This window comes from Dyella tabacisoli (genome assembly GCF_003350925.1).
Taxonomy (GTDB): Bacteria; Pseudomonadota; Gammaproteobacteria; order Xanthomonadales; family Rhodanobacteraceae; genus Dyella_C; species Dyella_C tabacisoli.
The window spans coordinates 66,665-92,469 of record NZ_KZ857181.1 but is presented as its reverse complement, the minus strand read 5'-3'; the positions used below and the strand labels follow the sequence as shown (position 1 = coordinate 92,469).

The 25,805-nt window shown below is 61.6% G+C and carries 15 protein-coding genes; 12 read left to right on the top strand and 3 right to left on the bottom strand.

The features are described 5' to 3' along the window. The first annotated feature begins 94 nt into the window (after positions 1-94). Both DVJ77_RS17400 and DVJ77_RS17395 read left to right on the top strand, forming a co-directional pair. Positions 95-562, top strand: coding sequence for a flavin reductase family protein (locus DVJ77_RS17400; RefSeq protein WP_225428064.1), 468 nt, complete (start codon positions 95-97; stop codon positions 560-562). Between the two features lie 67 nt (positions 563-629). After that, positions 630-1,886 (top strand): alpha/beta hydrolase family protein, encoded by a 1,257-nt coding sequence (locus DVJ77_RS17395; RefSeq protein ID WP_114846794.1) that lies wholly within the window; start codon positions 630-632, stop codon positions 1,884-1,886. On the opposite strand, the gene DVJ77_RS17390 is transcribed toward DVJ77_RS17395, so the two are convergent. Next, positions 1,854-2,891 carry a sulfotransferase family protein gene (locus tag DVJ77_RS17390; RefSeq protein WP_114846793.1) on the bottom strand — a complete coding sequence of 346 codons (1,038 nt, stop codon included), beginning with the start codon at positions 2,889-2,891 and terminating at the stop codon, positions 1,854-1,856. The genes DVJ77_RS17395 and DVJ77_RS17390 overlap by 33 nt on opposite strands. 79 nt (positions 2,892-2,970) lie before the next feature. Here DVJ77_RS17390 and DVJ77_RS17385 point away from each other — a divergent pair, with 79 nt between their 5' ends. The 9 genes from DVJ77_RS17385 (at position 2,971) to DVJ77_RS17345 (ending at position 22,190) form a co-directional block, all read left to right on the top strand. Then, complete coding sequence (locus DVJ77_RS17385; RefSeq protein ID WP_162791545.1) at positions 2,971-4,572, top strand: condensation domain-containing protein; 1,602 nt, start codon at positions 2,971-2,973, stop codon at positions 4,570-4,572. 549 nt (positions 4,573-5,121) lie between these two features. Next, positions 5,122-5,328 (top strand): MbtH family protein, encoded by a 207-nt coding sequence (locus tag DVJ77_RS17380; RefSeq protein WP_114846791.1) that lies wholly within the window; start codon positions 5,122-5,124, stop codon positions 5,326-5,328. 117 nt (positions 5,329-5,445) lie between these two features. After that, positions 5,446-11,778, top strand: coding sequence for a non-ribosomal peptide synthetase (locus tag DVJ77_RS17375; protein WP_114846790.1), 6,333 nt, complete (start codon positions 5,446-5,448; stop codon positions 11,776-11,778). After that, positions 11,775-16,895 carry a non-ribosomal peptide synthetase gene (locus tag DVJ77_RS17370; protein WP_114846789.1) on the top strand — a complete coding sequence of 1,707 codons (5,121 nt, stop codon included), beginning with the start codon at positions 11,775-11,777 and terminating at the stop codon, positions 16,893-16,895. The genes DVJ77_RS17375 and DVJ77_RS17370 overlap by 4 nt, the downstream gene beginning before the upstream one ends. A 117-nt stretch (positions 16,896-17,012) precedes the next feature. Beyond that, a complete protein-coding gene (locus DVJ77_RS17365) occupies positions 17,013-17,849 on the top strand; it encodes an HpcH/HpaI aldolase/citrate lyase family protein (RefSeq protein ID WP_114846788.1) in 837 nt (278 codons plus the stop codon). Positions 17,850-17,965: 116 nt separating this feature from the next. Continuing rightward, positions 17,966-19,231, top strand: a complete 1,266-nt coding sequence (locus DVJ77_RS17360; RefSeq protein ID WP_162791544.1) for an arginine deiminase family protein — start codon at positions 17,966-17,968, stop codon at positions 19,229-19,231. Between the two features lie 95 nt (positions 19,232-19,326). Next, the gene (locus tag DVJ77_RS17355; protein WP_114846786.1) at positions 19,327-20,559 is read left to right on the top strand and encodes an aminotransferase class I/II-fold pyridoxal phosphate-dependent enzyme; all 1,233 of its coding nucleotides are present in this window, start codon (positions 19,327-19,329) and stop codon (positions 20,557-20,559) included. An 88-nt stretch (positions 20,560-20,647) separates the two neighbouring features. Then, on the top strand, positions 20,648-21,181 hold the full coding sequence (locus DVJ77_RS17350) for a MaoC family dehydratase (protein ID WP_114846785.1): 534 nt from the start codon (positions 20,648-20,650) through the stop codon (positions 21,179-21,181). Positions 21,182-21,185: 4 nt separating this feature from the next. After that, positions 21,186-22,190, top strand: a complete 1,005-nt coding sequence (locus tag DVJ77_RS17345; protein WP_114846784.1) for an NAD(P)H-quinone oxidoreductase — start codon at positions 21,186-21,188, stop codon at positions 22,188-22,190. A 36-nt stretch (positions 22,191-22,226) separates the two neighbouring features. Here DVJ77_RS17345 and DVJ77_RS17340 read toward each other — a convergent pair whose 3' ends face one another. Further along, entirely contained in the window at positions 22,227-22,820 is a 594-nt protein-coding gene (locus tag DVJ77_RS17340; RefSeq protein ID WP_225428063.1) for a MarR family winged helix-turn-helix transcriptional regulator, read from the bottom strand. 41 nt (positions 22,821-22,861) lie between these two features. Here DVJ77_RS17340 and pcaD point away from each other — a divergent pair, with 41 nt between their 5' ends. Continuing rightward, positions 22,862-23,668, top strand: coding sequence for a 3-oxoadipate enol-lactonase (gene pcaD, locus DVJ77_RS17335; protein ID WP_114846782.1), 807 nt, complete (start codon positions 22,862-22,864; stop codon positions 23,666-23,668). A gap of 53 nt (positions 23,669-23,721) precedes the next feature. Here the strand turns inward: pcaD and DVJ77_RS17330 are convergent, their stop codons facing one another. Further along, positions 23,722-25,413, bottom strand: a complete 1,692-nt coding sequence (locus DVJ77_RS17330; RefSeq protein WP_114846781.1) for a glycoside hydrolase family 43 protein — start codon at positions 25,411-25,413, stop codon at positions 23,722-23,724. Between the last annotated feature and the right edge of the window lie 392 nt (positions 25,414-25,805).

Sequence of the window (25,805 nt, the reverse complement as noted above, 5' to 3'; positions counted from 1 at the left end):
TCCATAGTAAATAATGGAAACTCGGGCCAATGAAGCGCATGTGGAGAGAGTCCGCGCAAACGGGCCAGTGTCGCCCGCCGAGTTTCGAGAGGGTATGCGCCGGCTCGCCGGCGCGTGCGCGATCGTGACCTCGCACTTCGACGGCGAGCCGGCGGGGCTTACCGCGACAGCCATCTGCTCGATGACGGTCGAACCGCCCCGGTTGCTCGCATGCGTGAATCGAATCTGCTGGGCCTATCGGGCGATACGCAGGTGCCAGGTGATCGCGGTAAACATACTGGCCACGGAACACGAGAGCCTCGCCCGGCGTTTTGCAGGTCTATCGCCATGTACCCCGCAGGAGCGTTTCCGCGAAGGGAAATGGACGACCGGTGCGCTCGGCGCACCCGTGCTGCAGGATGCCTTGGCGAATCTCGAATGCCGCGTCGTGGATTACCTCGACGGAAGCACTCATTCCATGTTCGTCTGCGAAGTGGTCGGTGTGCGGGTATCGCCTCTACGCACCACCGACCCATTGCTGTATTTCGGCGGATCCTTTGCCCGCCTGGCGAGCGAGGTATGAAAGCCGCACCCGCAGGGCATCGCGCCACAGGGGTGAAATACATCAAGAGCGAGGAGCGAGCTTGATTATGTGGATACTCAAAGGGCTCGCTGTGCTGGCGGCGCTGATCGTACTTGGCGTAGGGGTCCTGCTTGGGCTGCTGCGGGACGAGCACCGCGCCGAGACGAGGCTCCCCACACCAACCGGCCCCTATGCGGTCGGTCGGTCGATTTACACCTGGACCGATGCTGCCCATACGGACAAGTTGGCGCCCATGCCTGGGACCCCGCGGGAGCTTGTCGCCTGGATCTGGTACCCCGCGCCGAAATACCCCATGCCAAACGCATCGCCGGGCGTAACGGCCGACTATCTCCCGGCTGCCTGGCGCGCCGCCGTCGAGCAGGCGCGCGGGGCGCTAATCAGCAAGTTCATAACGCGCGATTTGTCGCGTGTGCGCGTACACAGCATGCAGGACCCCGATCTATCGCCCGAGCAGCAGACTTATCCTGTGGTGATTATGCGCGCCGGCCTGGCCGCATTGACCGCGGAGTACACGGTGCTTGCCGAGGATCTGGCCAGCCATGGCTATATCGTCGTGGGTTTTGACGCGCCGTTCCGTACCGCGGTCATGGTGTTCTCCGACGGACGTGTCGTGTCGAGAACAGCGGAGAATAATCCCGAGCTTGTGTCCGGCCCTGTCCAGGAAAAAATGATCGAGAAGCTGTTGGCTGCGTGGTCGTCCGACATGGGCTTCGCGCTCGATCAATTGGAGCGCCTGAATGCCGCTGCTTCCGGCAGATTCGCCGGACGGCTCGACCTGCAGCATGTCGGCGTCTTCGGGCATTCGCTCGGCGGCGCCACGGCGGCGCAATTCTGTCATGAAGATTCGCGCTGCAAGGCCGGCATCGACGTGGATGGCGCGCCCTACGGTAGCGTTATTCGCGAGGGCCTGCATCAGCCATTCATGTTTTTGGTAGGCGAGCATGGCGCTGCATCGGACCCGGATACACGGCGCATCGACGCCGATATTCAATCCATCTATGACCGGCTTCCACCCGAAGGGCGATGGTGGGTCACGATCCGGGGAGCGAATCATTTCGGCTTTAGCGATGGGGTTCTGGTGAAGAGCCAGCGAGTTCAGCGACTGCTGCACCTGCTGGGCATTATCGGTATCGATGGACGTCAACAGCTTTCCGCGACGGCTTATTATGTGCACAGCTTCTTCGATATGTATCTGAAAGACGCGCCGGCCTCGGTACTGCAAAACCCGCCTGCTCGCTATCCGGTCAGGGTAGTGACGGCAGCCAACTCGTCAGGCTCGCCCGAGCAACTGCTGCCCCGGTAAACACGCCGCCTGCAGTGCAGCCAGCGCGTGAGGCGACAATGACGGCAGCCGCTTCGCAGAGGCACCACTATCGGCAAGCGCCGCGGCCTCGCGCAACCATGCCTGGCGGCTATCGAGTGCAAAAAAATCCGCGATGCTTTCGAGATAGCGAAGAGGATCGGCAACGAGATCCTCATAGCGAATGTCCATATACCTGTCCTTGCCCAGGCCGGCAGCGGCATGCGCCCCGCTCATCACGGCCGAGCTCCAGTAACGGCCGCAGTCCTCCACCGTGGGAGCTTCCGCGGTCAATCGGCGCACGATCGGGTCGACGGAAATATCGACCGGAGGCGAAGCTGCAAGTTGCGCTTCCTCCGCCAGCATGGGCTTGAGCCGCAGCGATATTTGCAGCGCGAATATCGGGTGCGCATGCATGGAAAGCGCGGTGTGCAGGCCGTCGCGATGAAGATGCAGAAAACGGCCTTGCGGAAACGACTCGACGAGATCGCCCAAGAACTCCAGCGATGCGCCGGACCGTTCACACCAGCCTCTTACGCTCCCGCTCTGTTGTGCGAGCCAGTCAAACAAAGTTCGGCAATGCGCGGCAAACGGTTGCTCTGACAGAGTTTCCAGAAATCGTGTCGCTCGCCCCGTCAGCAGAAACGGATTGAGGCCCATCTTCTGGGCGGCTCCTGCGAGCGCCACGCAGAGAGCCGGAATCGACTGATTACCGCTGAGAAAGGGCGGCACCGTGCGGTTGACCAGAGTAGGGGCGCCTGCCTGCATCAGCAACGGATAGCGCGTGCGGATGAGCTCGATGGTGGTGCGATCGTGCAGAAGCTGGTGCGCGAACTGCTTGCCGGAGAGCTGCGTGCCGGTAAACGAGCTATCCCGATCGATTCCGGCAAAGAACTCGTCGAGCATGAGCAGGCCGGGACACTTGGCCAGCATCTTGGAAAGCAGGGTCGAGCCACAGCGCCCGGTGCCGATGACAAAACGGGGGATGGCCTGGTCGGCGCCGCTCACGCGCAGTACCTCGACAGGGTGCGTCCCTTATATCGCGCCTGCCGCGGTTTTCGCTTCGTATGGGTCACTATGTTTACCTATGTTTCGCGCTATATTTTACACGTTAGCGGTGCACAAGTATGCCGAAAACGGTGGTTCGCAGGCCACGGTCCATACAAACATTGGGGTGATTGTGAACAATCCGCCGGCTTCCTTTCCCATCGGACGGCTATTGAGCGCGCTGCGGGAGAAAGGGGTCACTCTTTCACTGAGCGGTGCGGATGTGCGATTTCGCGGCCCGCCGGGTTGCTCCGCCATGGAGGAGGTTCTCGAAGCCCGCGCGCGCAAGGAAGAGGTGAGGGAATACTTACGGTCGGAGTCCGCCGAGATCGTGCTTCCACTGGGTTCTTACCCTCGCTCCGGCCCGGTTCCGCTTTCGTGCATGCAGCGATGGTGGTGGGAGCTTGAACAGGTGTCGGGGCCGACACCTCACCCGTTGATGGTTATTCCGGTTCCAGGTCAGGTGGATCTGCCGACGCTGGAAAGTGCGCTGACTGAACTCGTTCGCCGCCATGAAGTGCTGCGAACCCGCTTTCGAGCTGCGGGACCGGAGGTTGTCGTAACCGTGGAACCACCGGAGAGCTTATTACTGGAATTTATTGATTATTCGCCATTTTCATTAAAGCAAAGCGAAGCAAAAGCCCTTGAACAAGTCGAGCAATACCGGCTTAGGACTTACGAGTTGGATGGAGGTTCGTTGTTCAGGGCGTGTGTCATCAAAGTCGCGAATGACCACCATCTCGTGCTCTTGGGGATTCATCACATCGCCATCGATACTTCCTCGTCCCGTCTGTTGAAGCGGGAGTTGCGGGCGCTGTATCTGGCATTCGTTGCAGGAAAGCCTTCTCCGTTGCCTGAGCCCCGTTATCAATATGCAGACTTCGCGATCTGGGAGCAGCACTGGTTGCGTGCGAGCGGAGCCGATGACCCATACCGCTACTGGGAGGAGCGGCTGGCGCACATGGGTCGCTTGAAGCTGCCGACGGATTTTCCGCGGGGGCGGATACGCGAGGGCGCGCCGGAAGAGCGGCATGCCTTCACGATCCAAGCTGACACGCTTTCCGAATTACGGGAGCTTAGCGGCCTTCATTCGATGACCTTGTCGGCAACCCTGTTGGCTATGTACAGCGTGTTGTTGTCGCGCTGGTCCGGCAGGCACGACATCTTGCTCGGAACCTATACCCTTTGCAGAACGCCGCCGGAAGTCGCGGATATTGTCGGTTGTTTCGCCAGCAACCGGCCCCTCTATTCATTCGTATCGCCTGAAATCCGTTTTGCCGATTATCTCGAACAGGTTCGGCTTGGATACGCCGATACGCTGGATTTTCGCCGGCCGATCAGTATGCGTCTGTCATGGGATATGCATCTCAATGGCGTCATCATCAATCACTGGAAGAGTGAAGTGGAGGCGCAGGAGCCTTCGACAGCGTCTGTATCGAGCGAAACGCCGCTGCCGATTTTCCATGATCTTTCCTTGGTCTTTCTTGAGACACCGACGACCGTGCACGGCCACGCGTCCTATGCCGGCAATCTGTTTCGACAAGAACGAATCGAGTCTTTTTGTGCGGACTTTCTGCGCCTGAGTCGGATGGCGATGCAATGGCAACCACGGCGCCTGGCAGACATCATGCTCGAACTGTAGAGCGCAATTACGCAAGCTCACCTTCGTTCATAAGGCAGTTCATGCCTTACCAGTGGCTATGGGGGAAATCGTCAAACCCAAGGTCACGAGGTGCGTAGGCCTAATGGTCGAGCGGCGGTTTTCTGTGAAATCGGACGCGTACCAGTCCCAAGCAAACCTCATAGCTGATGATGTGTCGAACGCGGCATGGGTAAATGCTCCGTTTTCACATGAATTTCATGTGGCAATGACCCGGTGTCTAGTAACGTTGGATCATGAAGTAAATGAAGGCGCACTAATGCAGTAATCATGTGTAGGGGGCGGCGGTGATATGCAAATATCCTCAATGGATCTCAGCAGATTAGATCGTCTGCGGACGAGACTTCATATACATAATCTCGACAGACTCCTGACTGCCATGCGGACACCTGGAGTCTGTCGGATCGTTTGCAGCCGCCGGAATTCTTCGGTGCGCAGCATGCGACGCGATGTCACCGTCTGGTCATCGCCTTTACCAACAATGCGCTTCTCACATCGCTCCTATTTACCTCAAGTATCTGGAGATGTTCTGTGATTAATCCATTTGACGATAACAACGCTACGTTTGTCGTGCTCGTGAATCACGAAGACCAGCATTCGCTCTGGCCTCATTTCGCACAGGTACCCGCTGGCTGGACGCTTGTGCTGGGACCCGACACGCGCCAGGTATGCCTGGATCATATCGAGCAGCATGGGACCGACATGCGTCCGCGCAGTCTGGTCGCGGCGATGGAATAAATAGTTCGCCTGCTGACGCGACGCTACCTCTCGGCATGTGGCGGGAGATTGCCGCGATGAGAGAGTGCGAGTTCAAGGTTGCCAACGAGTAGTGAGATCAACTTTAGGGAGGGGGCGATGCACGATAGGCACCATATGCCTTTGCCTTTGCCGGTTGCCGAAGACAGTCACGATGATGTGGCAGCGTACGACGAGGCTGCCGCCACTCTGCCGCAGTTGTTCGAACGCCAGGTCGCGCAGTCTCCCGATGCCACCGCGCTGATTTATGGCGACACCAGCCTTAGCTATGCGCAACTCAACACTCGCGCCAACCAGCTTGCACGCCAATTGCAGGCACTAGGCATTGGCACGGAAGCGATCGTCGCCATTGCCTTGCCGCGTTCGTTCGAGATGATCGTTGCCGTGCTGGCCGTATTGAAATGCGGCGCGGCTTACCTCCCGCTCGACCCGGATTATCCCGGCCCCCGTCTCGCTTACATGCTCGAAGATGCCAAGCCGGCATGCGTCTTAACGATGCGCATGGTCGGATGGCCGACGACGCAGGCTCTTACATCGATCTATCTCGACGATGCGGTCACCGCCGCCGCTATCGCTGCGCGATCCACCGATGATCTCGATGCCAGCGACGGCTTGCGCTCGCCACGGCATGCAGCCTATGTGATCTATACCTCCGGCTCGACCGGTCGGCCCAAAGGCGTGGTAGTGAGCCATGCGGGCGTGCACGCATTGGCAAGCACGTACCGCGAGCGGCTGCGAATAGCTGCAGATAGCCGCGTGCTGCAATTCGCTTCGTTGAGCTTCGATGCTTCCTTCGGGGAAGTCTGCATGGCGCTATGCCTGGGCGCGGCGTTGGTGCTGGCGCCGCCCGACGAGTTGGTGCCGGGCATCGCGCTGGCTGCATTGTGCGCGCGGCAGAAGGTCACCCATCTCGCCTTGCCGCCAAGTCTGCTTGCGCTGATGACACCCTCGCAACTGCCAGGGCTCGATACTTTGTTGGTAGGTGGCGAAGCCTGTCCGCCAGCGCTGGCTGCAACATGGGCGCCGGGGCGGCATATGGTCAACGGCTACGGCCCCACCGAGGCAACTGTGGATGCATTGGTGTCGGCGCCATTGAAGGCCGGGCAGGGAGGGGATGCGATACCGATGGGCAGCGCGGTGCAGATGATGCACACGTATGTGCTGGATGCGGCGCTGCAACCGGTGACTGATGATGTCGAGGGCGAGTTATATCTCGCCGGGCCAGGGCTGGCGCGCGGCTACCTGCACCGACCGGGGATGACGGCAGAGCGCTTCGTCGCCGACCCGTTCGGCGTGCCCGGCAGTCGCATGTATCGCACGGGCGATTATGTGCGACGCAGGCCGGACGGTCCTATCGTGTTTGCCGGTCGTGTGGATCAGCAGGTCAAGCTGCACGGTCTGCGCATTGAGTTGGGCGAGATCGAGGCCTGCCTGTTGCGCGATCCAGCGGTGGCGCAAGCAGCAGTGCTTGCGCGCGAGGATCGCGCCGGGCACAAGCAACTGGTCGGTTACGTGGTGCCGCATCAGAAAGATCGCATCGCCGGCCGCGATACAACCTTTGAGACACGGCAAGTACAACAGTGGCAGACGCTGCACGACGGTTTGTACAGCCAGCATGCCGAGCTGGCTCATGGCGAGGACTTCGAGGGCTGGGACAGCAGCTACGACGGTCAGCCGATTCCGTTGGAGCAGATGCGCGAATGGCGTGCCGCGACTATCGATCGCATCGTCGCGCTGCGCCCGGCCCGACTGTTGGAGATCGGTGTCGGCACCGGGCTGGTGCTATGGAAGGTGGCGCCGCATTGTGCGTCGTATTGGGGCCTGGATTTCTCTTCGCCAGTGATCGAGTCACTGCGTGAGCGCGTCGCGCGCGACCCGCAGTTGTGCGATCGCATTGAGCTGCGCTGCCAGCCGGCACATGACCTCGAAGGGTTGCCGCGGCAATCTTTCGATACGATTGTGCTTAACTCGGTCATTCAGTATTTCCCGGGTGCGGATTACCTCACCCAGGTGCTGCGGCAATGCATGGCTTTGCTCGCTCCGGGCGGACGCATCTTCGTCGGCGATGTACGCAATCTGCGCCTGATGCGCTGTTTCGCCACGGCGGTCGCCTGGCACCGCGCCGGAGGTACGGCTTCGGAAAGCCTGCGGCAGGCTGTCGATGAAGATCTGCGCCTGGAGAACGAACTGCTGGTCGATCCGGCGTATTTCGCCGCGTTGCCGCAACAGTGGGAGGATATTGCCGGTGTCGACATTCAGCTCAAGCACGGCCGCTTCCACAACGAACTGACCCGCCACCGCTATGAGGTCGTGCTGCATAAGCAAGGCACGGATGTCCAATCACTGGGCCATTTGCCGTCGCTAGTCTGGTCGCGCGACATCGACACGCTCGATTCGCTGCGTTTGCATCTGGCAATGCAGCGGCCGTCCAGCTTGCGCTTGCGTAACGTTCCCAATGCGCGCCTGGTCGACGAGTTCGAGATCGTACAGCGCGTATGGGGGGAGGGTGACGCGGCGGCTGCGCTGGCGATCGAGCCTGACGATCTGCATGCATTGGGTATCGAGCTTGGCTATGACGTCGCGGTCACCTGGGCTGGCGAAGGTAGTGACCGACAGTTCGATGCCGTTTTCATCGACAGCAACGGTGGCGATATCCCAGTGGTCAGCGAGCTCTACCAGCCGCCCGCTCGCACCGGCACGGCGCCGGTGTGCAATGACCCCGGTGCGATGCAGGACCATCGCAGCTTCGTCGCTACGCTGCGACGCAGCCTGGTTGAGCAACTGCCCGGCTACATGGTGCCAGGTGCCATCGTGGTGCTGTCTGCGCTGCCATTGACTGTCAACGGCAAGCTCGATCGCCAGGCACTGCCCGCACCGACCGGCGCTGCCTTTCTGCATCGCGCCTATGAACCGCCGCAGGGCGATGTCGAGCGCTTGCTGGCCGACCTTTGGCAGGAATTGCTGGGCATCGAACAGGTGGGTCGACGCGACCATTTCTTTGAACTCGGCGGCAACTCGCTCATCGTCATCCAGTTGCTGGAACGCCTGCGCCGACTAGGGGTCGGCACCGAGGTGCGTTCGCTGTTCGCTACGCCCACGCTGGCCGAGCTGGCGCTGACGCTTGGCACGCACCGCGAGATCGTCGTGCCGCCCAATGTCATCGAGCCTGGTGGTACGGCAATCACACCGGAGATGCTGCCACTCATCGATCTGTCGCAAGCCGATATCGACTGCATCGTCGCCCAGGTACCCGGTGGCATAGCCAACATCCAGGACATCTATGCCTTGGCTCCCTTGCAGGAGGGCATGCTGTTCCATCACCGGCTGAGTACCGACGGTGATCCGTACCTGATGGTCGATCGCATGGCCTTCGCCGATCGCGCTCTGTTGGACCGTTATCTGGCCGCCGCGCAACAGGTCATCGATCGCCACGACATCCTGCGTACTGCGCTCGTCTGGGAGGGATTGTCCACACCTGCGCAAGTGGTATGGCGCCACGCACCGGCGACCATCACTGAATTCGTGCCCGATCCGCATGACGGCCCTGTCGTCGAGCAACTGACACGAAGTCACGACGTATCCAACGTTCGCGTCGATCTCAGTCGCGCGCCGTTGTTGCGTTTCGTCATTGCACATGATCCGCAACACGACCGTTGGCTATTGCTGCAGTGGCTGCACCACGTGATTGGCGACCACTCCAGCATCGAGTCGCTCTACGCACAAGCCATGACTATTCTCGCGGGCCGCGGCGATACGCTTGGTATATCGCACCCGTTCCGTCAGCTAATAGCCCATGCCCGCCTGGGCGTCGGTGCGATGGAGCACGAGCGCTTCTTCCGCCGGCAGCTTGGGGACATCGACGAACCCACGTTGCCATTTGGCCTGGGCGATGTGCGTCGCGGCGGCGAGCGCATCGATGAATCGCGCCGACGATTACCGAACGAGCTGAACGGTCGCCTGCGCGCGCATGCGCGCCGGCTCGGCGTCAGTCTTGCCAGTCTTTGCCATCTGGCCTGGGGCCTGGTTATCGCCGCAGCCAGCGGGCGGCGACAGGTCGTCTTCGGCACGGTGTTGTTCGGACGGATGGAGGCGGGCGACGGTGCCGATCAGGCCATGGGTCTGTTCATCAATACCTTGCCACTGCGCGTCGATGTCGACGACACCGAAGTGGAACAAGCCGTTCGGCAAACGCAGGATAGGCTGGCTGAATTACTGCGCCACGAGCACGCTTCGTTAGCTCTCGCACAGCGCTGCAGCGGCGTGGCTGCCTCGACGCCCTTGTTCAGCGCCTTGTTTAATTATCTCCACGAAGATGCCGATACCGCCGGTGCACAACAGGCTGATACGCCGGCAGGCATCGAGTGGCTAGGGTTCGAGGAGCGCACCAATTATCCATTGGGGATGACGGTCGAAGATTTCGGCGACAGTCTGGCACTGAATCTTCAGGCGATGCCGCCGGTGTCGGCGGCGCGCGTCTGTGGCTATATGCAACAGGCGCTAGAGAGCCTGGCCTGTTCGTTGGAAGACGCACCGCGCACGCCGGTGCGCCATCTGGACATACTTCCATCCGCTGAGCGAGCCCAATTGCTCGGCGATTGGAATCGCACTCCGTCGCTTCCTCCGGGGGAGCGTTGTATCCATCTGTTGTTCGAGGCGCAGGCCGTGCGCAGGCCAGATGCCGTCGCCCTGATCGATGGAGCGCAGTCACTGACCTACCGGGAGTTGGACGCTCAGGCCAACCGCCTGGCGCATCGACTCATCGCGCTTGGCATGGCACCGGATGACTGCATTGCGATCTGTATCGAACGCAGTCCGGCACTGGTCGTGGGGTTGCTGGCGATTCTTAAGGCTGGCGGCGCCTATGTACCGCTCGACCCGGACTACCCAGGCGAACGGCTAGCCCGCATGCTCGGGGAAACCGGCGTCAAAGTATTGCTCACCCGAGAGGCTATGGCTGCACGGCTCCCCACGCAGGGACACGTACTGGTGATGCTCGACGGTGATGCGAGCGTCTTGGCCGGATACCCCGATACGCCGCCACAGCGTGCGGTACGGCCGGACCACCTCGCCTATGTGATGTACACCTCGGGTTCTACCGGCACGCCTAAAGGGATCGCGATCTCCCATCGCAATGTGGTTGAGTTTGCGCTGGACCATCGCTGGGCCGATGGCAGACACCAGCGCGTGCTGGTGCATTCGCCACAGGTGTTCGATGGCTCAACCTATGAGTTGTGGGTGCCGCTGCTCGGCGGCGGGCAAATTGTGCTTGCACCGGCGGGTAAGACCGATGTCGCGACGCTTGCTCGCTTGATTGTGCGCGCGCAAGTCACCGCGCTATTCCTCACGGCCACTTTGTTCCAGTTGCTCGTCGAGGAACAGCCGCAGTGCCTTGCGCAAGTGCGCGTTGTCTTGAGCGGCGGTGAGGTGGCATCGCCGCAGGCTTCTCGGCGTGCCCTCGAACACTGCCCACAGATCGTGGTCATGAATGGCTATGGCCCTACCGAAACCACGGCGGCCGCCACCTGCCATACCCTGCGCAAAGCAGACGAGGTCGGGGTCAGTGTGCCGATCGGTGCGCCGATGGACCAGATGCAGGTTTACATCCTGGATGCCGCATTACGCCCGCTGCCGGTGGGGGTCGCGGGTGAGCTGTATATCGCCGGCAGCGGTCTCGCTCGCGGCTATCTGCGGCGCCCCGCACTTACTGCCGAGCGTTTCGTCGCCCATCCCTTTGGCCGCGGTGAGCGTATGTATCGCACGGGGGATCTGGCGCGATGGCGCGCCGATGGCGTGCTCGATTTCGTTGGGCGCGCCGATCAGCAGATCAAGATTCGCGGCTTTCGCATCGAGCCGGGCGAGATCGAAGCGGTGCTATGCGCACAGCCTGGCGTGCAACAGGCTGCGGTGGTCGCTCGCGAGGATCTGCTCGGACATCGGCAGTTAGTTGCCTATGTGGTGATTGCCCAGGCGGGTCTTGTGGACCCCACGCTTGTGGACCCCGCGGCATTACGTCAGGTCATGAGCGAACTTCTGCCTCACTACATGGTGCCGTCGGCTATCGTGGCGATCCCGGCACTGCCCATGACCAGCAACGGCAAGCTCGACGTCCGTGCGCTGCCGGCTCCTGAGATCCGCACCGAGGGTTTTCGAGCGCCGCGCACGACGCAAGAGGAAATCCTCGCCGAGCTGTTCTGCACGATGTTCGGCCTGCCGCGTGTGGGCATCGATGACAACTTCTTCGACCTCGGCGGTCACTCTCTGCTTGCCACGCAGCTCGTCGGGCGTATCCGCAGCGCCCTGGGCGTAGAGGTTCCTTTGCACGTTCTTTTCGACGCGCCCACGGTGGCCGAGCTGGCCATGCAACTGGAGACAGCGCGTATCCCCACTCGTATGCCATTGCGCCCGATGCGCATCACAGAAGAACCGTCATGATTCCTTTGTCGTTCGCCCAGCAACGCCTGTGGTTCCTGCAACAACTGCAGGGTCCCAGCACACTCTTCAACATTCCACTGCTGCTGCGTCTGCATGGCGCACTGGATGTCGAGGCACTACGCGTGGCGCTGATCGACGTGCTTGAGCGCCATGAAAGTTTGCGCACGGTGTTCGATAACGTCGACGGCGTCGGTCGGCAGATCGTTCGCAAAACGGACGCTGCCGAACTGATATTCGAGCAGCGCGCGATCACACTCGATGCATTCGACGCGGAACAAGAGCGAGCCTCTGCGCATTGCTTCGATCTGGCGCATGAATTGCCGATACGCGTGACATTATTCCGACTCGGCGCAAACGACCACGGCATGCTTTTGCTGTTGCACCACATTGCCATCGACGGCGGATCGCTGGCACCGTTCATCGGCGACCTGACCACAGCATATGAAGCACGTATCAGGCAACGGGCACCGGCATGGAAGTCGTTGCCGTTGCAATATGCAGACTACAGCCTGTGGCAACACGAATGGATGGGGCAGGAGTCCGATCCCAATAGCGACGCGGCGCAACAGATGGCCTATTGGAAGAGGGCGTTGGCGGGGCTTCCCGAGCAACTTAATCTTCCTGCCGACCGGCCACGGCCGCCCCATGCCAGCCATGGCGGTGCGTCGATCGAGTTCAACGTCAGCGCGGCGCTCCATCGTCGGCTGCGCGCATTGGCTAAAGATACCCAGTCGAGTCTGTTCATCGTGTTGCATGCCGGGCTCGCCGCGCTGCTTTCGCTGCACGGCGCTGGCGAGGATGTGCCCATCGGCACATCGGTGGCCGGCCGCCACGACGAGGCGCTGGAACCGATGGTCGGTCTATTCGTGAATTTGCTGGTATTGCGCGCGGACCTTTCCGCCAATCCCGGTTTTCGCGAGTTGGTACGTCGCCTGCGCGCGGTCGACCTGGCCGCCTTCAGCCATCAGGATCTGCCGTTCGAACGTGTCGTGGATGCTATCAAGCCGGTGCGCACGCAGGCATTGCACCCGCTGTTCCAGGTCGCGCTGATGCTCGACAACCATGCGGCTATATCGCCTGCGTTCGCCGGACTGGAGACGACCTGGCGATACACCGACATCCATCCCGCCAAGTACGACCTATGGTTTGGCTTCAGCGAGAATGTCGATGCGGATGGGGCGCCGGCCGGGCTTAGCGGTACCCTTGAGTTCGCCACCGACTTATACGATCGCGACACCGCGCAGCGCTATGTCGATCGTCTGCTGCGCTTGCTCGCCTGCGTCGCAGAGCACCCGGATCAGCCTCTGGACCAGATCGACCTGCTGGACGCGCAGGAGCGGCGACAGTTGCTGGTCGACTGGAACCGCACGGCGAACCCGCTGCCCGTCAACAATCTGCCTGACATCTTCGCGGCCCAGGTCGCTCGCGTGCCTGATGCCGTCGCCGCGGCGGCCGGCGGCCAATCGCTCACTTACCGCGAACTCGACGCACAGGCTAACCGCCTGGCTCATCATCTGCAGGCCCTGGGAGTAGGGCCGGATGTATTGGTTGGCTTGTGTGTGGAGCGCTCGCTCCATCTGCTTGTCGCTACGCTGGCCATCATCAAGGCCGGTGCCGCGTACTTGCCGCTCGATCCGGATTACCCGACCGAGCGTCTCGCTTATATGCTCAACGAAAGCATGGCCCCGGTGCTGGTGACCCAGGCGACGCTGGTCGATCGTCTGCCGTCCCATTGGGGCACGTTGCTGGTGTTGGAAGAGGAGGCTGCCGATATCGCGCAGCAACCGGCGACACCACCGTCGCACGCATTGCAGCCGGATCATCTGGCCTATGTGATCTATACCTCCGGCTCCACCGGTATCCCCAAGGGCATTGCGATCACGCATCGCAACGTGATCGAGCTGGCGCTCGACCGGCGCTGGCAGGACGGCAGTCAGCAGCGTGTGCTATTGCATTCGCCGCAGGTGTTCGATGCCTCCACCTATGAGATCTGGGCGCCGTTGCTCGGCGGCCAGCAGATCGTCATCGCACCGCCCGGCAAAACCGATGTCCAGGTGCTTGCACGCACGCTGGTGCAAGAGCTGGTCACGGCGGTATTCCTCACCACGGCGTTATTCCGTTTGCTGGCGGAAGAGCCCGCCTGCTTTGCCGGGGTACGCGCGATCTGGACCGGCGGCGAAGCGGCGTCCACTCACGCCTTTCAACAGGTCATCGATGCGTGTCCGCAGGCATCGGTGGTGCACGTCTACGGACCCACCGAAACGACCACCTTCGTCACCTGCTATCCGATGCGCGCACCGTTCCAGGTCGGTGCCAGCGTGCCGATTGGTGCGCCGATGGATAACACCCAGGCTTATGTCCTGGATGGTGCCTTGCGCCCGACGCCGATCGGTGTCGCCGGCGAGCTTTATATTGCCGGCTCCGGCCTGGCGCGCGGTTACCTGCAGCGGCCGGCGCTCAGTGCCGAGCGCTTTGTCGCCAATCCCTACGGATCACCCGGTAGCCGCATGTATCGCACCGGCGACTTGGTGCGCTGGCGCGCCGATGGGCAGATCGATTTCGTCGGCCGCGTCGATCAGCAGGTGAAGGTCCGCGGTTTCCGCATCGAGCTGGGCGAAATCGAGGCGGCGCTGCGCGAGCAGCCCACGGTGTCGCATGTCGCTGTGATCGCTCGTGAGGATCAGCCCGGTCACAAGCAGTTGGTCGGTTATGTGGTCGCCGCGCCGGGCCATGCGCCCGATCCGGTCGAGTTGCGCCGCATGCTTGGCGCACGCTTGCCCGATTACATGGTCCCGGCTGCCATCGTGCTGCTTGATACGTTGCCGCTCAACATCAACGGCAAGCTCGATCGCGAGGCGCTGCCTGCACCGGATTTCCAGCCGAGTGTGAGCCGCGAGCCGTCCACGCCGCAGGAGAAAATCCTGGCCGCGCTGTTCGCCGATGTGCTCGGCTTGCAACACGTCGGCATCGACGACAGCTTCTTCGATCTGGGCGGCGATTCGATCCTGGCGATCCAGCTCAAGGCGCGTGCGCAGAAGGCTGGCATGAGCTTTGAACTCGGCGCGCTGTTCGACCACCAGAATGTGGCCGAGCTGGCGACTATTGTCGTCTTCACGGCCGATGCTGCCCCACGCGCGGTACAGGCCTTTGAACTGATCGTGGCGGAGGATCGCCAGCGCATTCCCGAACACGTCGAGGATGCTTATCCGCTCAGCCAGGTGCAGGCGGGCATGGTGTTCTACAACCGCTACGACACCGACTCGTCGCTGTACCACGTGGTGTTCTGCACATTGATGCGCTTGCCGTTCGACGCGACGGCGATGCGCGAGGCGCTGGACGAACTGAGCCGGCGCCATGAGGTGCTGCGCACCGGCTACGACTTCAGCAGTTACAGCGTGCCGCTGCAGTTAGTGCATCGGTCCGCCAGCGTGCCGCTGATCGTCGAGGACTTGCGCGCCTTGGCCGAGCCAAAACGGAGCGCGGCTTTCGAGCGCTGGTGCGGGCACGAGGCCCGCCAATCCTTCGATATCGCCGTGGCGCCGCTGCTGCGCGTGTTCGTGCATCGGATGAGCGACACGCAATTCCGTTTTTCGCTCAGCTTCAATCACGCGGTGCTGGACGGATGGAGCGATGCCAGCCTGGTGACTGAACTGATGCAACGCTACCAGGCCCGGCTCGGCGGCCGCTCGATGCCGGCCGAGCCGTTGTCGATCAAGTACCGCGATTACATCGCACTGGAACAGCAAGCGATCGCCTCCGATGCCACCCGCACGTTCTGGCGCGACATGCTGGCCGGCTATCGACCTGTCGAGGCGCAACGCAGCGTCAAGACACACTCCAAAACCGCATTGGAGAACCAGCGCCCGGAAGACTACGTTGCCATCGCGATCACCGAGGACACCTCCAAGGGGCTGATCGAGCTTGCCCAGCAGGTGCAGGTTCCACTGAAGACGGTGCTGTTGTCCGCGCACATGGCCGCGCTGAGTGTGCTGACGGGCAGCCGCGATGTGGCGACGGCGATCGTCAGCCACGGCCGCCCGGAGGCGGTCGATGCCGAGAAGCTGATCGGATTGTTTCTCAATGCCGTGCTGTTGCGCCTGCGCATCGGCCATACCAGTTGGAGATGCCTGATCCAGCAGGTGATGGAAGCGGAGAGCCGCCTGTTTCCGCATCGGCGTTATCCCTTGCCGAAGATCCTCAGCGACAACGGTCTGCAGAACGCGGTCGGCGTCATCTTCAACTACATTCATTTCCACGTGTACGAGCAGTTGAGCGAACTGGGGGAGAAGCTCGACGTTGGCGGCGGCGAGGGCCATTCGGCCTTTCCGCTAGGCATGGATTTCCAGCGCAGCGCCAAGGGCATCGAAGCCACGGTCACGGGGCATGCCCATCTCTACGATCGCGCGACACTGCAGCGCTATGCGGACTGCTACAGCGGCATCCTGCGGGAGATGGCAGAGGCACCCGATGCGCCGGTACACGCCCGCAGTCTCCTCAGCGAGGAGGAGACAAGACGCGTTCTGGTCGACTGGAATGCCTCGGCGCGAGCCGTGTCGGGTGTATCGATGCCGTCCGGCGCATCCGCCGATAACGTGCGCGTCTACATTCTCGACGGCACGCTTCAGCCGGTACCGCCGGGCGTGGTGGGCGAGCTGTACCTCACCGGAGATGGCATGGCGCAGGGAGGTCACGATCGCACAGCGCTACCCACGCCATGTCTCGTCGCTGATCCATTCGCTATCGGACAGCGCATGTACCGCACCGGTGACCTGGCGCACTGGTTGACGGACGGAACCCTTGTCCTCGATGTCCACGCCGAGCCCAGTTCGCTCAGTGGCGATCGCGGCATCGACATCGACGCGATCGACGCTCTGCTGTGTACACATCCGGCGATCGCGCAGGCCGCGAGCATCCTGCGTGAGGACGAGCCGGGACGTAAACAACTGGTGTCCTACGTCGTCGCCCGGCAAGGGCAGGTGCTGGATACCGACGAACTATGCCGCAGTCTGAGCGGACGCCTGCCGTCGCACGTGGTACCCGTCGTCGTCATTGCGCCGGCTTCGCATTTCGTGTCGACAAAAACGCGACTCGACCAGGAGACGGCCATGTTGTGGTAGCGAGGGATTCGCTTGGGACACATGGCGATGGCGGGGGGCGATGCTGCGCGCGACCACCCCGCATACCGCAAGGCCGGTTAGTTAATTTGAAACCATATCAGCCGATGGGTGACACGAATGAACAAGTTCAGCCGTTACTGTCGATCGATCCTCTTTACGCCAGCGCTGGTGGCCGAACGCTCGGTCAAGGCGACGAGTTTGGACGCGGATCTCGCGCTCATCGATATCGAGGACTCCGTGGCCCAGGCCTATAAGGCCGAGGCCCGTGCCCGTGCCGTGGCTTTCTTCTCGGCACCCTCCGAAGTGCCGTGCCGGCGCGCGGTGCGAATCAACAATCTGGGCAGCCCCGATGGACTGCTGGACCTGTTGGCCCTGCGCGAATGCAGGTATGGCCCGGACGTGGTGATGATTCCGAAAGTGGAATCGCCGCGCGACGCGGAGATCGCCGGACACCTACTGGGTAACCAGGTCGAGTTGATCGTAATCATTGAGACGGCGCGCGGCATGGAGAACCTTTCCAGCACTCTCGCTGCGCAGGCCCGCCTGACCGCCACGATCTTCGGCGCCGCCGATTTCGCACTGAGCGTAGGCACCTCGCTCGACTGGCACTCGCTCTACCACGCGCGCGCGCGCCTGGTCACAGCCACCCGTGCCGCCGGCCTGCATCCGATCGATTCGCCCTGGTTCGATGTCGTCGACACGGCTGGCTTGGTGACCGCGGCCAGACGATCCCACGATCTTGGCTACGGTGGCATGGCGGCGTTGCATCCACGGCAGGTACCGATCATCAATGAAGTGTTCTCCCCCAGCAGCACGGACATCGAGCATGCCCGGCGCGTGGTCGATGCCAGCGGAAGCAGCGGCGGCCGCGGCATCTGCCTGGTGGATGGCATGGCCGTGGGGGCACCATTTATCGAAGCGGCGCAGCGGTTGTTGTACGAGTTCGATGCGTAAGTTAAGGCCTTTTTTCAAGCCATTACGACAGGCAGGCAGAAGACAAGCGGAGCATCATGCAACAGGCACCTCGAATTCCATATCCGAAAAGCAGCGTATCGACATCACCGTATGTAGTGTCCGATATCGCCCCGCTGCGGCGCGTGATCGTGAATGCGCCGTCGCCGACCGATTATCATCTCGAGGTCGCCACGGGTAATTTTCTGGACTACAACCCGCCGCCCGTAGAAGCGGCATCGCAACACAAGCAGTTCGAGCGCCTGCTGCGCGCCTCCGGCGCCGAGGTGCTCTCGATCGAGCAACTGCTGGATGACGCCATCGAGGAAGCTCGGGCAAGCGGGCAGTTCACGACCTGGCTGCGCGCCACTATGCCAAGGCTCGCCCCCCTGGCGAATTCGATCACCGGCGCCACACTGCTGACCCGCACCAGGCAGGTGCAGTTTCAGACCGATGCCGAGGGCGTCTATCGCCACATCGTCGATCATCGCCTCGGATTCACCTTCACCCGCGACGTGGCGGTGATGACGCCGCGCGGGCTGGTACTCGGCAATTTCGCCTCGCCCTCCCGCCGCGGCGAGGCCTCGTTGATGCGCTTCGCCACGGAGTTCGCGCCTTCATTGCGCGACTATCCCGTCGTGTTCGACGGCATGGAGGAGGGGCTCTGCCTGGTGGGTGGAGATCTGCAGGTCGTGGACGAACGCACACTGATGGTCGGTGTCGGCCATTGCACTGATCCACGCGTCGCGCCGTTGCTGGCCAGACGGCTCCAGATGGATGTCATTACCGTGCAGATGCGCAAGGGCGATGCCGTGCGCTGGAAGCCGAGCTACGACCTGCTGATGCAACTATTCCTCCACCTGGACACCTGTTTCACTCGCGTCGATGACAAGCTCGCCGTCGCATTGCCGTACTTTCTGGAGGCCGAGTACGCGGACAACGATCCCTTGACCCGCTTCCTGAAAGGATTGGTGTTGGAGCCGACCGTAGACGCGGAGCAGGCGAGGGCTGCCATTTCATCTCTGGCGGACATCGGATGGGTTCGCCGTTTCCGCGCCGGCAGCGGCGAAGAGGACACGACCATCGGAAGATTGAAGCTGGTCGACCTGGTTCGCCCATGGGGATGGCAGGTGGCCTTTGTCGGCGGTCCCACGGACGGTTTCGACATGGAGCATTTCTTCCGCATCGTGCTCGCCGAACACCAGAAGCAGGCATCGAACCTCGTCGCGACATCGCCCGGACACGTGCTCGCCTACGAAGGCGCGCCACGCACCAAGACAGCGCTGGAGGCCTGCGGCGCCAAGGTGCAAACCTTCAACGGCCGCGATCTCTGGCCATGGTGCGGCGGGCCGCACTGCCTGACCTTGCCACTGGAGCGCGGATGAATTTTTCGCAGCGCATTTGTGCAACACGCATCCCATGAGCCGACGACCGCAACCCGTGGCGACGGCAACACCACCACATCCAACGGGAGACTGAAATGAACCAGAACGATCCCAGCGATATCGTCGGCCCTCATCATTACCGCAACGCCGAGGCGATGCTCGCCCATGGCGAACGGGTCTGGCTGCGCGCGGCCGAAAGCGGCCTGCTCGACATCCATGTCGATCACGAATCCAACGACCGCCTCATCGTCCGCGAAACAGGGCACGAATTCACGCTGCTGTGTTCCTGTTCCTACCTGGGCCTCAACCACCATCCGCGCATCATTGAAGGCGCAGTGACCGCACTGCGCAAGACAGGAACGACCGCTTTATCGATCGCGGAAATACGCGTCCGATTGAACCTGCTGGTCGAATTGGAGGAGAGCCTGCGCGATCTCTACCGCGCACCTGCATTGCCCGGCGTGTCTTGCAGCGTGCTGACAGCCGGCATCCTGCCCTTGATCGCCTCCGGGCATATCGGTGGCGCCGGCGGCCCGCGTGTCATGGTCTTCGATCGCTTCTGTCATTTCTCGATGGCTTACATCAAGCCGATCTGCGGTGACGAGAGCCTGGTGCTGAACTGCCCGCACAACGATTTGAATTATCTTGAAGACATCTGCAAGAAGTACCCGCGCGTGGCCTATGTCGCCGACGGGGCCTACTCGATGGGAGGACGCACGGTCCTCGAAGGGCTGCTCGATCTGCAGAACCGCTACGGGCTCTTTCTGTACTTCGACGACTCGCACTCGCTCTCCATCGAAGGCCCGCGCGGCGAGGGCTACGTGCGCGCCAACATCGAAATGAATCCCCTGACCCTCATCGTCGGCTCGTTGGCGAAGGGTTTCGGGGCTTCGGGTGGCGTGGCCATGCTTGGCGATGAACGCGACTTCCAGTTCCTGTACCGCAACGCGGGGCCTGTTACCTGGTCGCAGAACATCGACGTGGCCGCCACGGGCGCGTGCCTGGCCAGCGCGGACCTGCATCGCTCGCCCGAACTTGGGCAGCTACAGGAGAAGTTGCGCCGGAACATCGACTACTTCGACCAACGCTTTCCCACCCGTTTCTCCGGCAACGGCTTGCCGATTCGCCTGATCGAAGTGGGGGATGAAGACTTGGCGGTGCGCCTGTCCGAAGAACTCTATCGCAACGGCTACTACTGCTCCGCCGTGTTCTTCCCCATCGTCGCGCGTGGGGCTGCCGGGGTTCGCATCATGTTACGCGCGGATCTCGAAACCGATCGCCTCGTCAGTTTTTGCAACACCGTGGAGTCGCTGATGGTCAGCGCCTAGCACCATCGCATTCCCGGCCGAAGCGCTTCTCCCATCAAGAAGCGCTTTCGCAACACCACACTGATCGCACCCTTCGGAGAGACTGCCTATGGACCACGACGAGCGCTTATGGGGCTATAAAGTCGTCGGCGAGAATCGTTACCGCGAGGTGATCGGTTTTTGCTACGACGACTTCCGTCCTGGCGATGTCTTCGAACACCGGCCGGGACGCACGCTGAGTGAATCGGACAACCTGCTGATGGCCGGATTCAGCATGAACCCCTCGCCGCTGCATATCGACGCCGAATACTGCGCGCACACGCCATGGCAACGACCGCTGATGTCCAGCCTGGTGACCTTCAGCATCATCTCGGGCATGAGCGTGCGCAGCACCAGCGGCCGCGCCCTCGCCAACCTCGGCTGGGACAAGATCCGCCTTACGCATCCGGTCTTCGCCGGAGATACCGTGTATGCCGAGAGCCGCATCCTGGACAAGCGCCTGTCCGAATCGCGACCAGGCACCGGCATCGTCACCTGTCAGACGCGGGGGTTGCTATCCACGGGCGAGGTATTCCTGACCTTTGAACGCAGCTTCCTCGTACCCACGCGCGGTAACGACACCGAACGACTGGCGGGGTACTAGCGCTATGCGAGCAATCGTCTACGAAGGCAAGGGCGGATGCGAGGTCATCACCCGGCGCGAGCTGCCCATGCCGGTATGCACGCCGGATGCGCTGCTAGTGAAGGTGCATGCGACCGCGCTCAATCGCGGTGACGTGCTGCAGCGTGAGGGTGAGTATGAGATTCCCGCCGGGCAGTCCACCATCCCAGGGATCGAGATCGCCGGGACCGTCGAGGCCTGGGGCGAGAACGTTACCGGTTACTCCAAGGGGCAGCGCGTTTATGGCGTCGTCGAGGGCGGCGGCTTCGCGGAGTTCTGTCTGCTTGACCACGGCATGGCTAACCCGATTCCCGAGACGGTCGGTTTCGAGGAGGCAGCGGCGACTGCCGAATCTTTCCTGACCTGTAACGAAACTCTGTTCGAGCTTGGCGGGCTCGCGCGCGGCAACCACGTACTGATTCACGCGGGCGCCAGCGCTATCGGCACCACCGCGCTACTGATGGCTCTGCACGCCGGGGCCTTGCCGATCTGCACCGTCGGTTCGCCGCGCAAGGCCGAGGCGCTGCATGCGCTCGGCGCCGTGGCCGCCATCGAATACAAGACACAGGATTTCGTCGCCGAAGTATTACGCCTGACCGAAGGCGAGGGCGTTTCAGTGGTGTTGGATTTCGTCGGCGGCGCCTATCTGGATCGCAATCTGCACGCATTGCGTCTGGGCGGCTGCATGGTGGCGACCGGCCTGCTTGACGGGCTGTCGGCGGAGATCGATCTGCTTCATGTCATCGAGCGCCGTTTGCAGATCAAGGGCTCATCGCTGCGGCTGCGCCCGATGGCAGAAAAGCGCGGGGTGAACGAACGTTTCCGTCGGCGCTGGCTGGAGCCTCTGGCACGCGGCGAGATCCGCCCCGTGATCCACGCCGTCCATTCCATCGTCGAGGTCGTCCAGGCACAGCATGTGATGGAAGCCAATCAAAACATCGGCAAGATCGTACTCACTGTTCGCGACGCGGAAGGACAGTCCTTGCTATGAGCGCTCGCTAGGTGCCGTGCTTACGCGAGACGGTAGTCATGCATCACCCGCCCGTTTCTTCTTCGCGGCATGCTTGCCTGCGCCTGTATTACGCTTCCCTGTGGCGCCCTTATCAGATGGAGGCTCCGCACCGGATAGTTGCGTGCGTGCTTTCGCTATCCGCTTGGCGAACGATTCCACCTCCAGTGCTGCGATCGCCTCGTCAAGTGACTGCGACAGGGGGCGCGGTAGCGATGCATCGAGGCTTTCTGCGGCCAACTGCGTTACCTTCCAGCATTCGCGCAGTCGCGGCAGCATCGCGCGACCGCTCGCTGATAGACGGATCAGTCGTTGGCGACCATCGACCGGACCGGGTTCGGAGGCGAGCAGCCCCTCTTTAATCATCAAGGCAACGGTCTGGGTCGCCGCAGGCTGGGTGATCTTCGCGGCCTCCGCAATCTGTCCGATCGTGGAAGGCTCGCACACCAGCAAGGCACGCATCACCGGCGTGAATCGCGGTCGATAACGCTGCCCCGCCAAGACATAAGCCTCTTCTACGGCTCCGTCGAGCAGCTCGACCAAATGGCGTAATTGCGTTCCGAGTCCGGGCATCATGTAGACAAATATATAAGCGCTTATGTAAAGTTTCAAGCGCGGCCGCACCCCATCCCCAACCCAAGGAGCAAAGCGCCATGAATGACACCACTTTCATCACCACCGGCGACGGATACCGGCTGGCATATCGCGTCGACGGCGACGAGAACAAGCCCGTACTCGTCCTGTCAAACTCCATCGCCACGACGTTGCAGATGTGGGATGGGCAAATAGCCGCGCTGACCCAGCACTTTCGTGTACTGCGCTACGACGCTCGCGGCCACGGCAAATCGGATGCTCCCGAGGGCGGCTATTCGATGGACCGGCTCGGTCGCGACGTCATCGAGTTGCTTGATGCCCTAGGCATCGAGCGTGCGCACTTCCTCGGCCTGTCGCTCGGTGGCCTGATAGGACAGTGGCTGGGCATCCATGCGCCGGATCGTATCGGCCTGCTTATCTTGAGCAACACATCAGCCCACCTGGGGCCTGTCGAAGAGTTCGATGCACGCATCGCCGCATTGCAGACATCGCCCGACATGGCTGCTGTAGCGCAGGCCTTCCTGGCCAACTGGTTCCCGGCCCACATGTTTGAAGCAAAGCACCCCGCCATTGAGCCGTTTCGCGACATGCTGCTCTCCACCCCTCCAAAGGGGCTGGCAGGTTGCTACGCTGCGGTGCGCGACAACGACATGCGGCGAACGATCGCGCTCATCAACCGCCCCACGCTGGTGATCGCAGGCACGGACGATACCGTCACGCTTCCAAGCCATGGCGAGCACATCGCTGCGACCGTGCCGGGCGCGCGCCTGGTGATGCTGCCGTCCGTCCATTTTCCCAACATCGAGCATCCAGACACCTACGTACGCACGGTGCTGGATTTCCTGCTGGAAAAAGAAGCCGCCTGAGGGAGAGAAGTAAAGTCAGATTCAGCTCGGGTCGTTGACGAGCGAATCTGACTTTAATCCGCGGGACCTGCCATCCCTGAGTCAGTTGCCGGTTTATAGGCGTAGGGGCCGAACGTCACGCCTGTAAAACCACCAGCGCTTGCCGTGCTTAGCAGGCTGGCATCCAGCCCCTGTCGTAACGGATGCCAGTCGTCCGCCTTCAGGGCGTAGAAGACATCGAGGCGCGGACCGTCCAGCTCGAAACGGATGGAAATCGACGTGGTGTCGCCTGGCAGGGCGATGCGGGCGAGGGCGGCTCCGGTAGCCGGGGTGTCCTTGCTGGAACGCATGTACAACACAACTGAGCGGCCGGATATGTCATTCGTCAGTCCCGCGGCATAGAAGTGTGTTTCGTTCTGCAGTAGTGCGAGCCCTGCCTGTTCAGCGGGATCCATTTTGCGTAGATCGAAAGTGGCGCTAATGCGGGCACGATGATGCTGCAGGCGATGTGCGATGTAGGCCGGCTGACCCGACTTGTAGTCGCCCAGCGGTGTCATCGATGGCTCGATGTGGAGTCCATCAGCGCCCGTGACATACCAAGGCTTGTGCGGAGCGTTGATCGTCATCCACTGCATTGGCAATGCCGATGCCTGGAAGTGTTCACTCCAATGGAAGGGGCCATTCATCGGTGCTGTCATTGGCTCGTGGGGCAGGGCGGGGCGCTTCGCCACGAGAGGGACGGGCTCGCCGTGCGGCAGAACCACCGGCCAGCCGTCTTGCCAGGTCGCCGGTAACAGGAAAGTTTCGCGTCCGAGGTTGTAGTGATTGCCACGATAGGGGCGGGTGGCCAAAAACACGGCCCACCAGGAGCCGTCCTTCAGTTCGACAAACTGCGCGTGTCCCGCCGAGGTCACTGGATGGGGACGATCGGCGGGCAGGTCGCGCTGGGTCAGTACCGGATTGCCGACCCAGGTCTCGTACGGACCGGTAATCGTGCGGCTGCGATAAATCATCTGGGCATGCTGTTCACCCGTGCCGCCTTCGGCTGCCATCAGGTAGTAATAGTCGCGATTCCGAAATAGGTGTGGGCCTTCGACGTGTTCTGGATTCTTTGCGGGATTCGCGCCGGCGTCCACGATCACTTTGCGCGGACCGATCAGCTTCATTGATGCCACGTCGAACTGCTGGATCCAGATCGCACGATGGCCTTCGTAGCGAAGCTTGCCTTCAGGCACGCCGTTATTCACCAGCCAGGCGGTGCCATCTTCGTCGAAGAACAGCGATGGATCGATGCCTTCGAACTTCAGCCAAACAGGATTCGACCATGGCCCTGCTGGATTCTTTGCGGTGATGACGTAGTTGCCGCCATCGCAATAGAAACAGGTATTGGTAATGTAGAACGTGCCGTCGTGATGGCTGATCGAGGCGGCGAACAGGCCACGGGTCAATTCGTTGCGGCCGTAGTCGATCTGGCTGGGGCGGTCGATCGCATTGCCGATCTGCATCCAGGTCACCAGGTCGCGGCTGTGAAAAACAGGCAGGCCAGGAAAGTAGCCGAACGAGGAGTTGACCAGGTAAAAGTCGTCACCGACTCGGATCGCCGACGGGTCGGGATAAAAGCCAGCTAGTACCGGATTGCGATACTGCGTACGCGAAAGAGCTGGGCCATCATCGTCGCCGCGATAGCTGAGTTCTTTGACGACTACAGAGGTATGCGCGATGGAGAAGACAAGCCAACCAATCACGCCAAGCAAAAGACGCTTCATTTCCTACCCTGCGATCACCCGAGGAACATAGAGCCTCGCATGTGGCGAATCGTCTGAAAATGCCTAAATTCTTCAGATGGATTTTCGATTTTTTGTGATCGGGATGAAACGATGCAATAGATTGATGGAATCGTTCGGCCAGCATGACGAAGTTCAGCGTCTTCTGCGCCTCTCGCCTCAGCTTATTTCAGATATTCATCATCGCGATTATGGTTTTTCACCGGCATGTGCGCTCCCTCACGCCGCCGAAGTAACCCCCCATGATTCGAATCGCGTCCGTCGCTATCTTGCAAAGGCGATGCGCGCTACTAAGCATGCATCGAGGATGTGTCGACCGCGCTCTACAGGGGGCGTGCCGCTCGCCCGCAAGGGTATGCGTCGGCAGCGATAAA

Coding starts and splice junctions, on each gene's coding strand:
- DVJ77_RS17365 (WP_114846788.1), top strand. CDS start 17,013: ATGAACAAGTTCAGCCGTTACTGTCGATCGATCCTCTTTACGCCAGCG.
- DVJ77_RS17395 (WP_114846794.1), top strand. CDS start 630: ATGTGGATACTCAAAGGGCTCGCTGTGCTGGCGGCGCTGATCGTACTT.
- DVJ77_RS17355 (WP_114846786.1), top strand. CDS start 19,327: ATGAACCAGAACGATCCCAGCGATATCGTCGGCCCTCATCATTACCGC.
- DVJ77_RS17345 (WP_114846784.1), top strand. CDS start 21,186: ATGCGAGCAATCGTCTACGAAGGCAAGGGCGGATGCGAGGTCATCACC.
- pcaD (WP_114846782.1), top strand. CDS start 22,862: ATGAATGACACCACTTTCATCACCACCGGCGACGGATACCGGCTGGCA.
- DVJ77_RS17375 (WP_114846790.1), top strand. CDS start 5,446: ATGCACGATAGGCACCATATGCCTTTGCCTTTGCCGGTTGCCGAAGAC.
- DVJ77_RS17400 (WP_225428064.1), top strand. CDS start 95: ATGCGCCGGCTCGCCGGCGCGTGCGCGATCGTGACCTCGCACTTCGAC.
- DVJ77_RS17350 (WP_114846785.1), top strand. CDS start 20,648: ATGGACCACGACGAGCGCTTATGGGGCTATAAAGTCGTCGGCGAGAAT.
- DVJ77_RS17385 (WP_162791545.1), top strand. CDS start 2,971: ATGTTTCGCGCTATATTTTACACGTTAGCGGTGCACAAGTATGCCGAA.
- DVJ77_RS17330 (WP_114846781.1), bottom strand. CDS start 25,413: ATGAAGCGTCTTTTGCTTGGCGTGATTGGTTGGCTTGTCTTCTCCATC.
- DVJ77_RS17370 (WP_114846789.1), top strand. CDS start 11,775: ATGATTCCTTTGTCGTTCGCCCAGCAACGCCTGTGGTTCCTGCAACAA.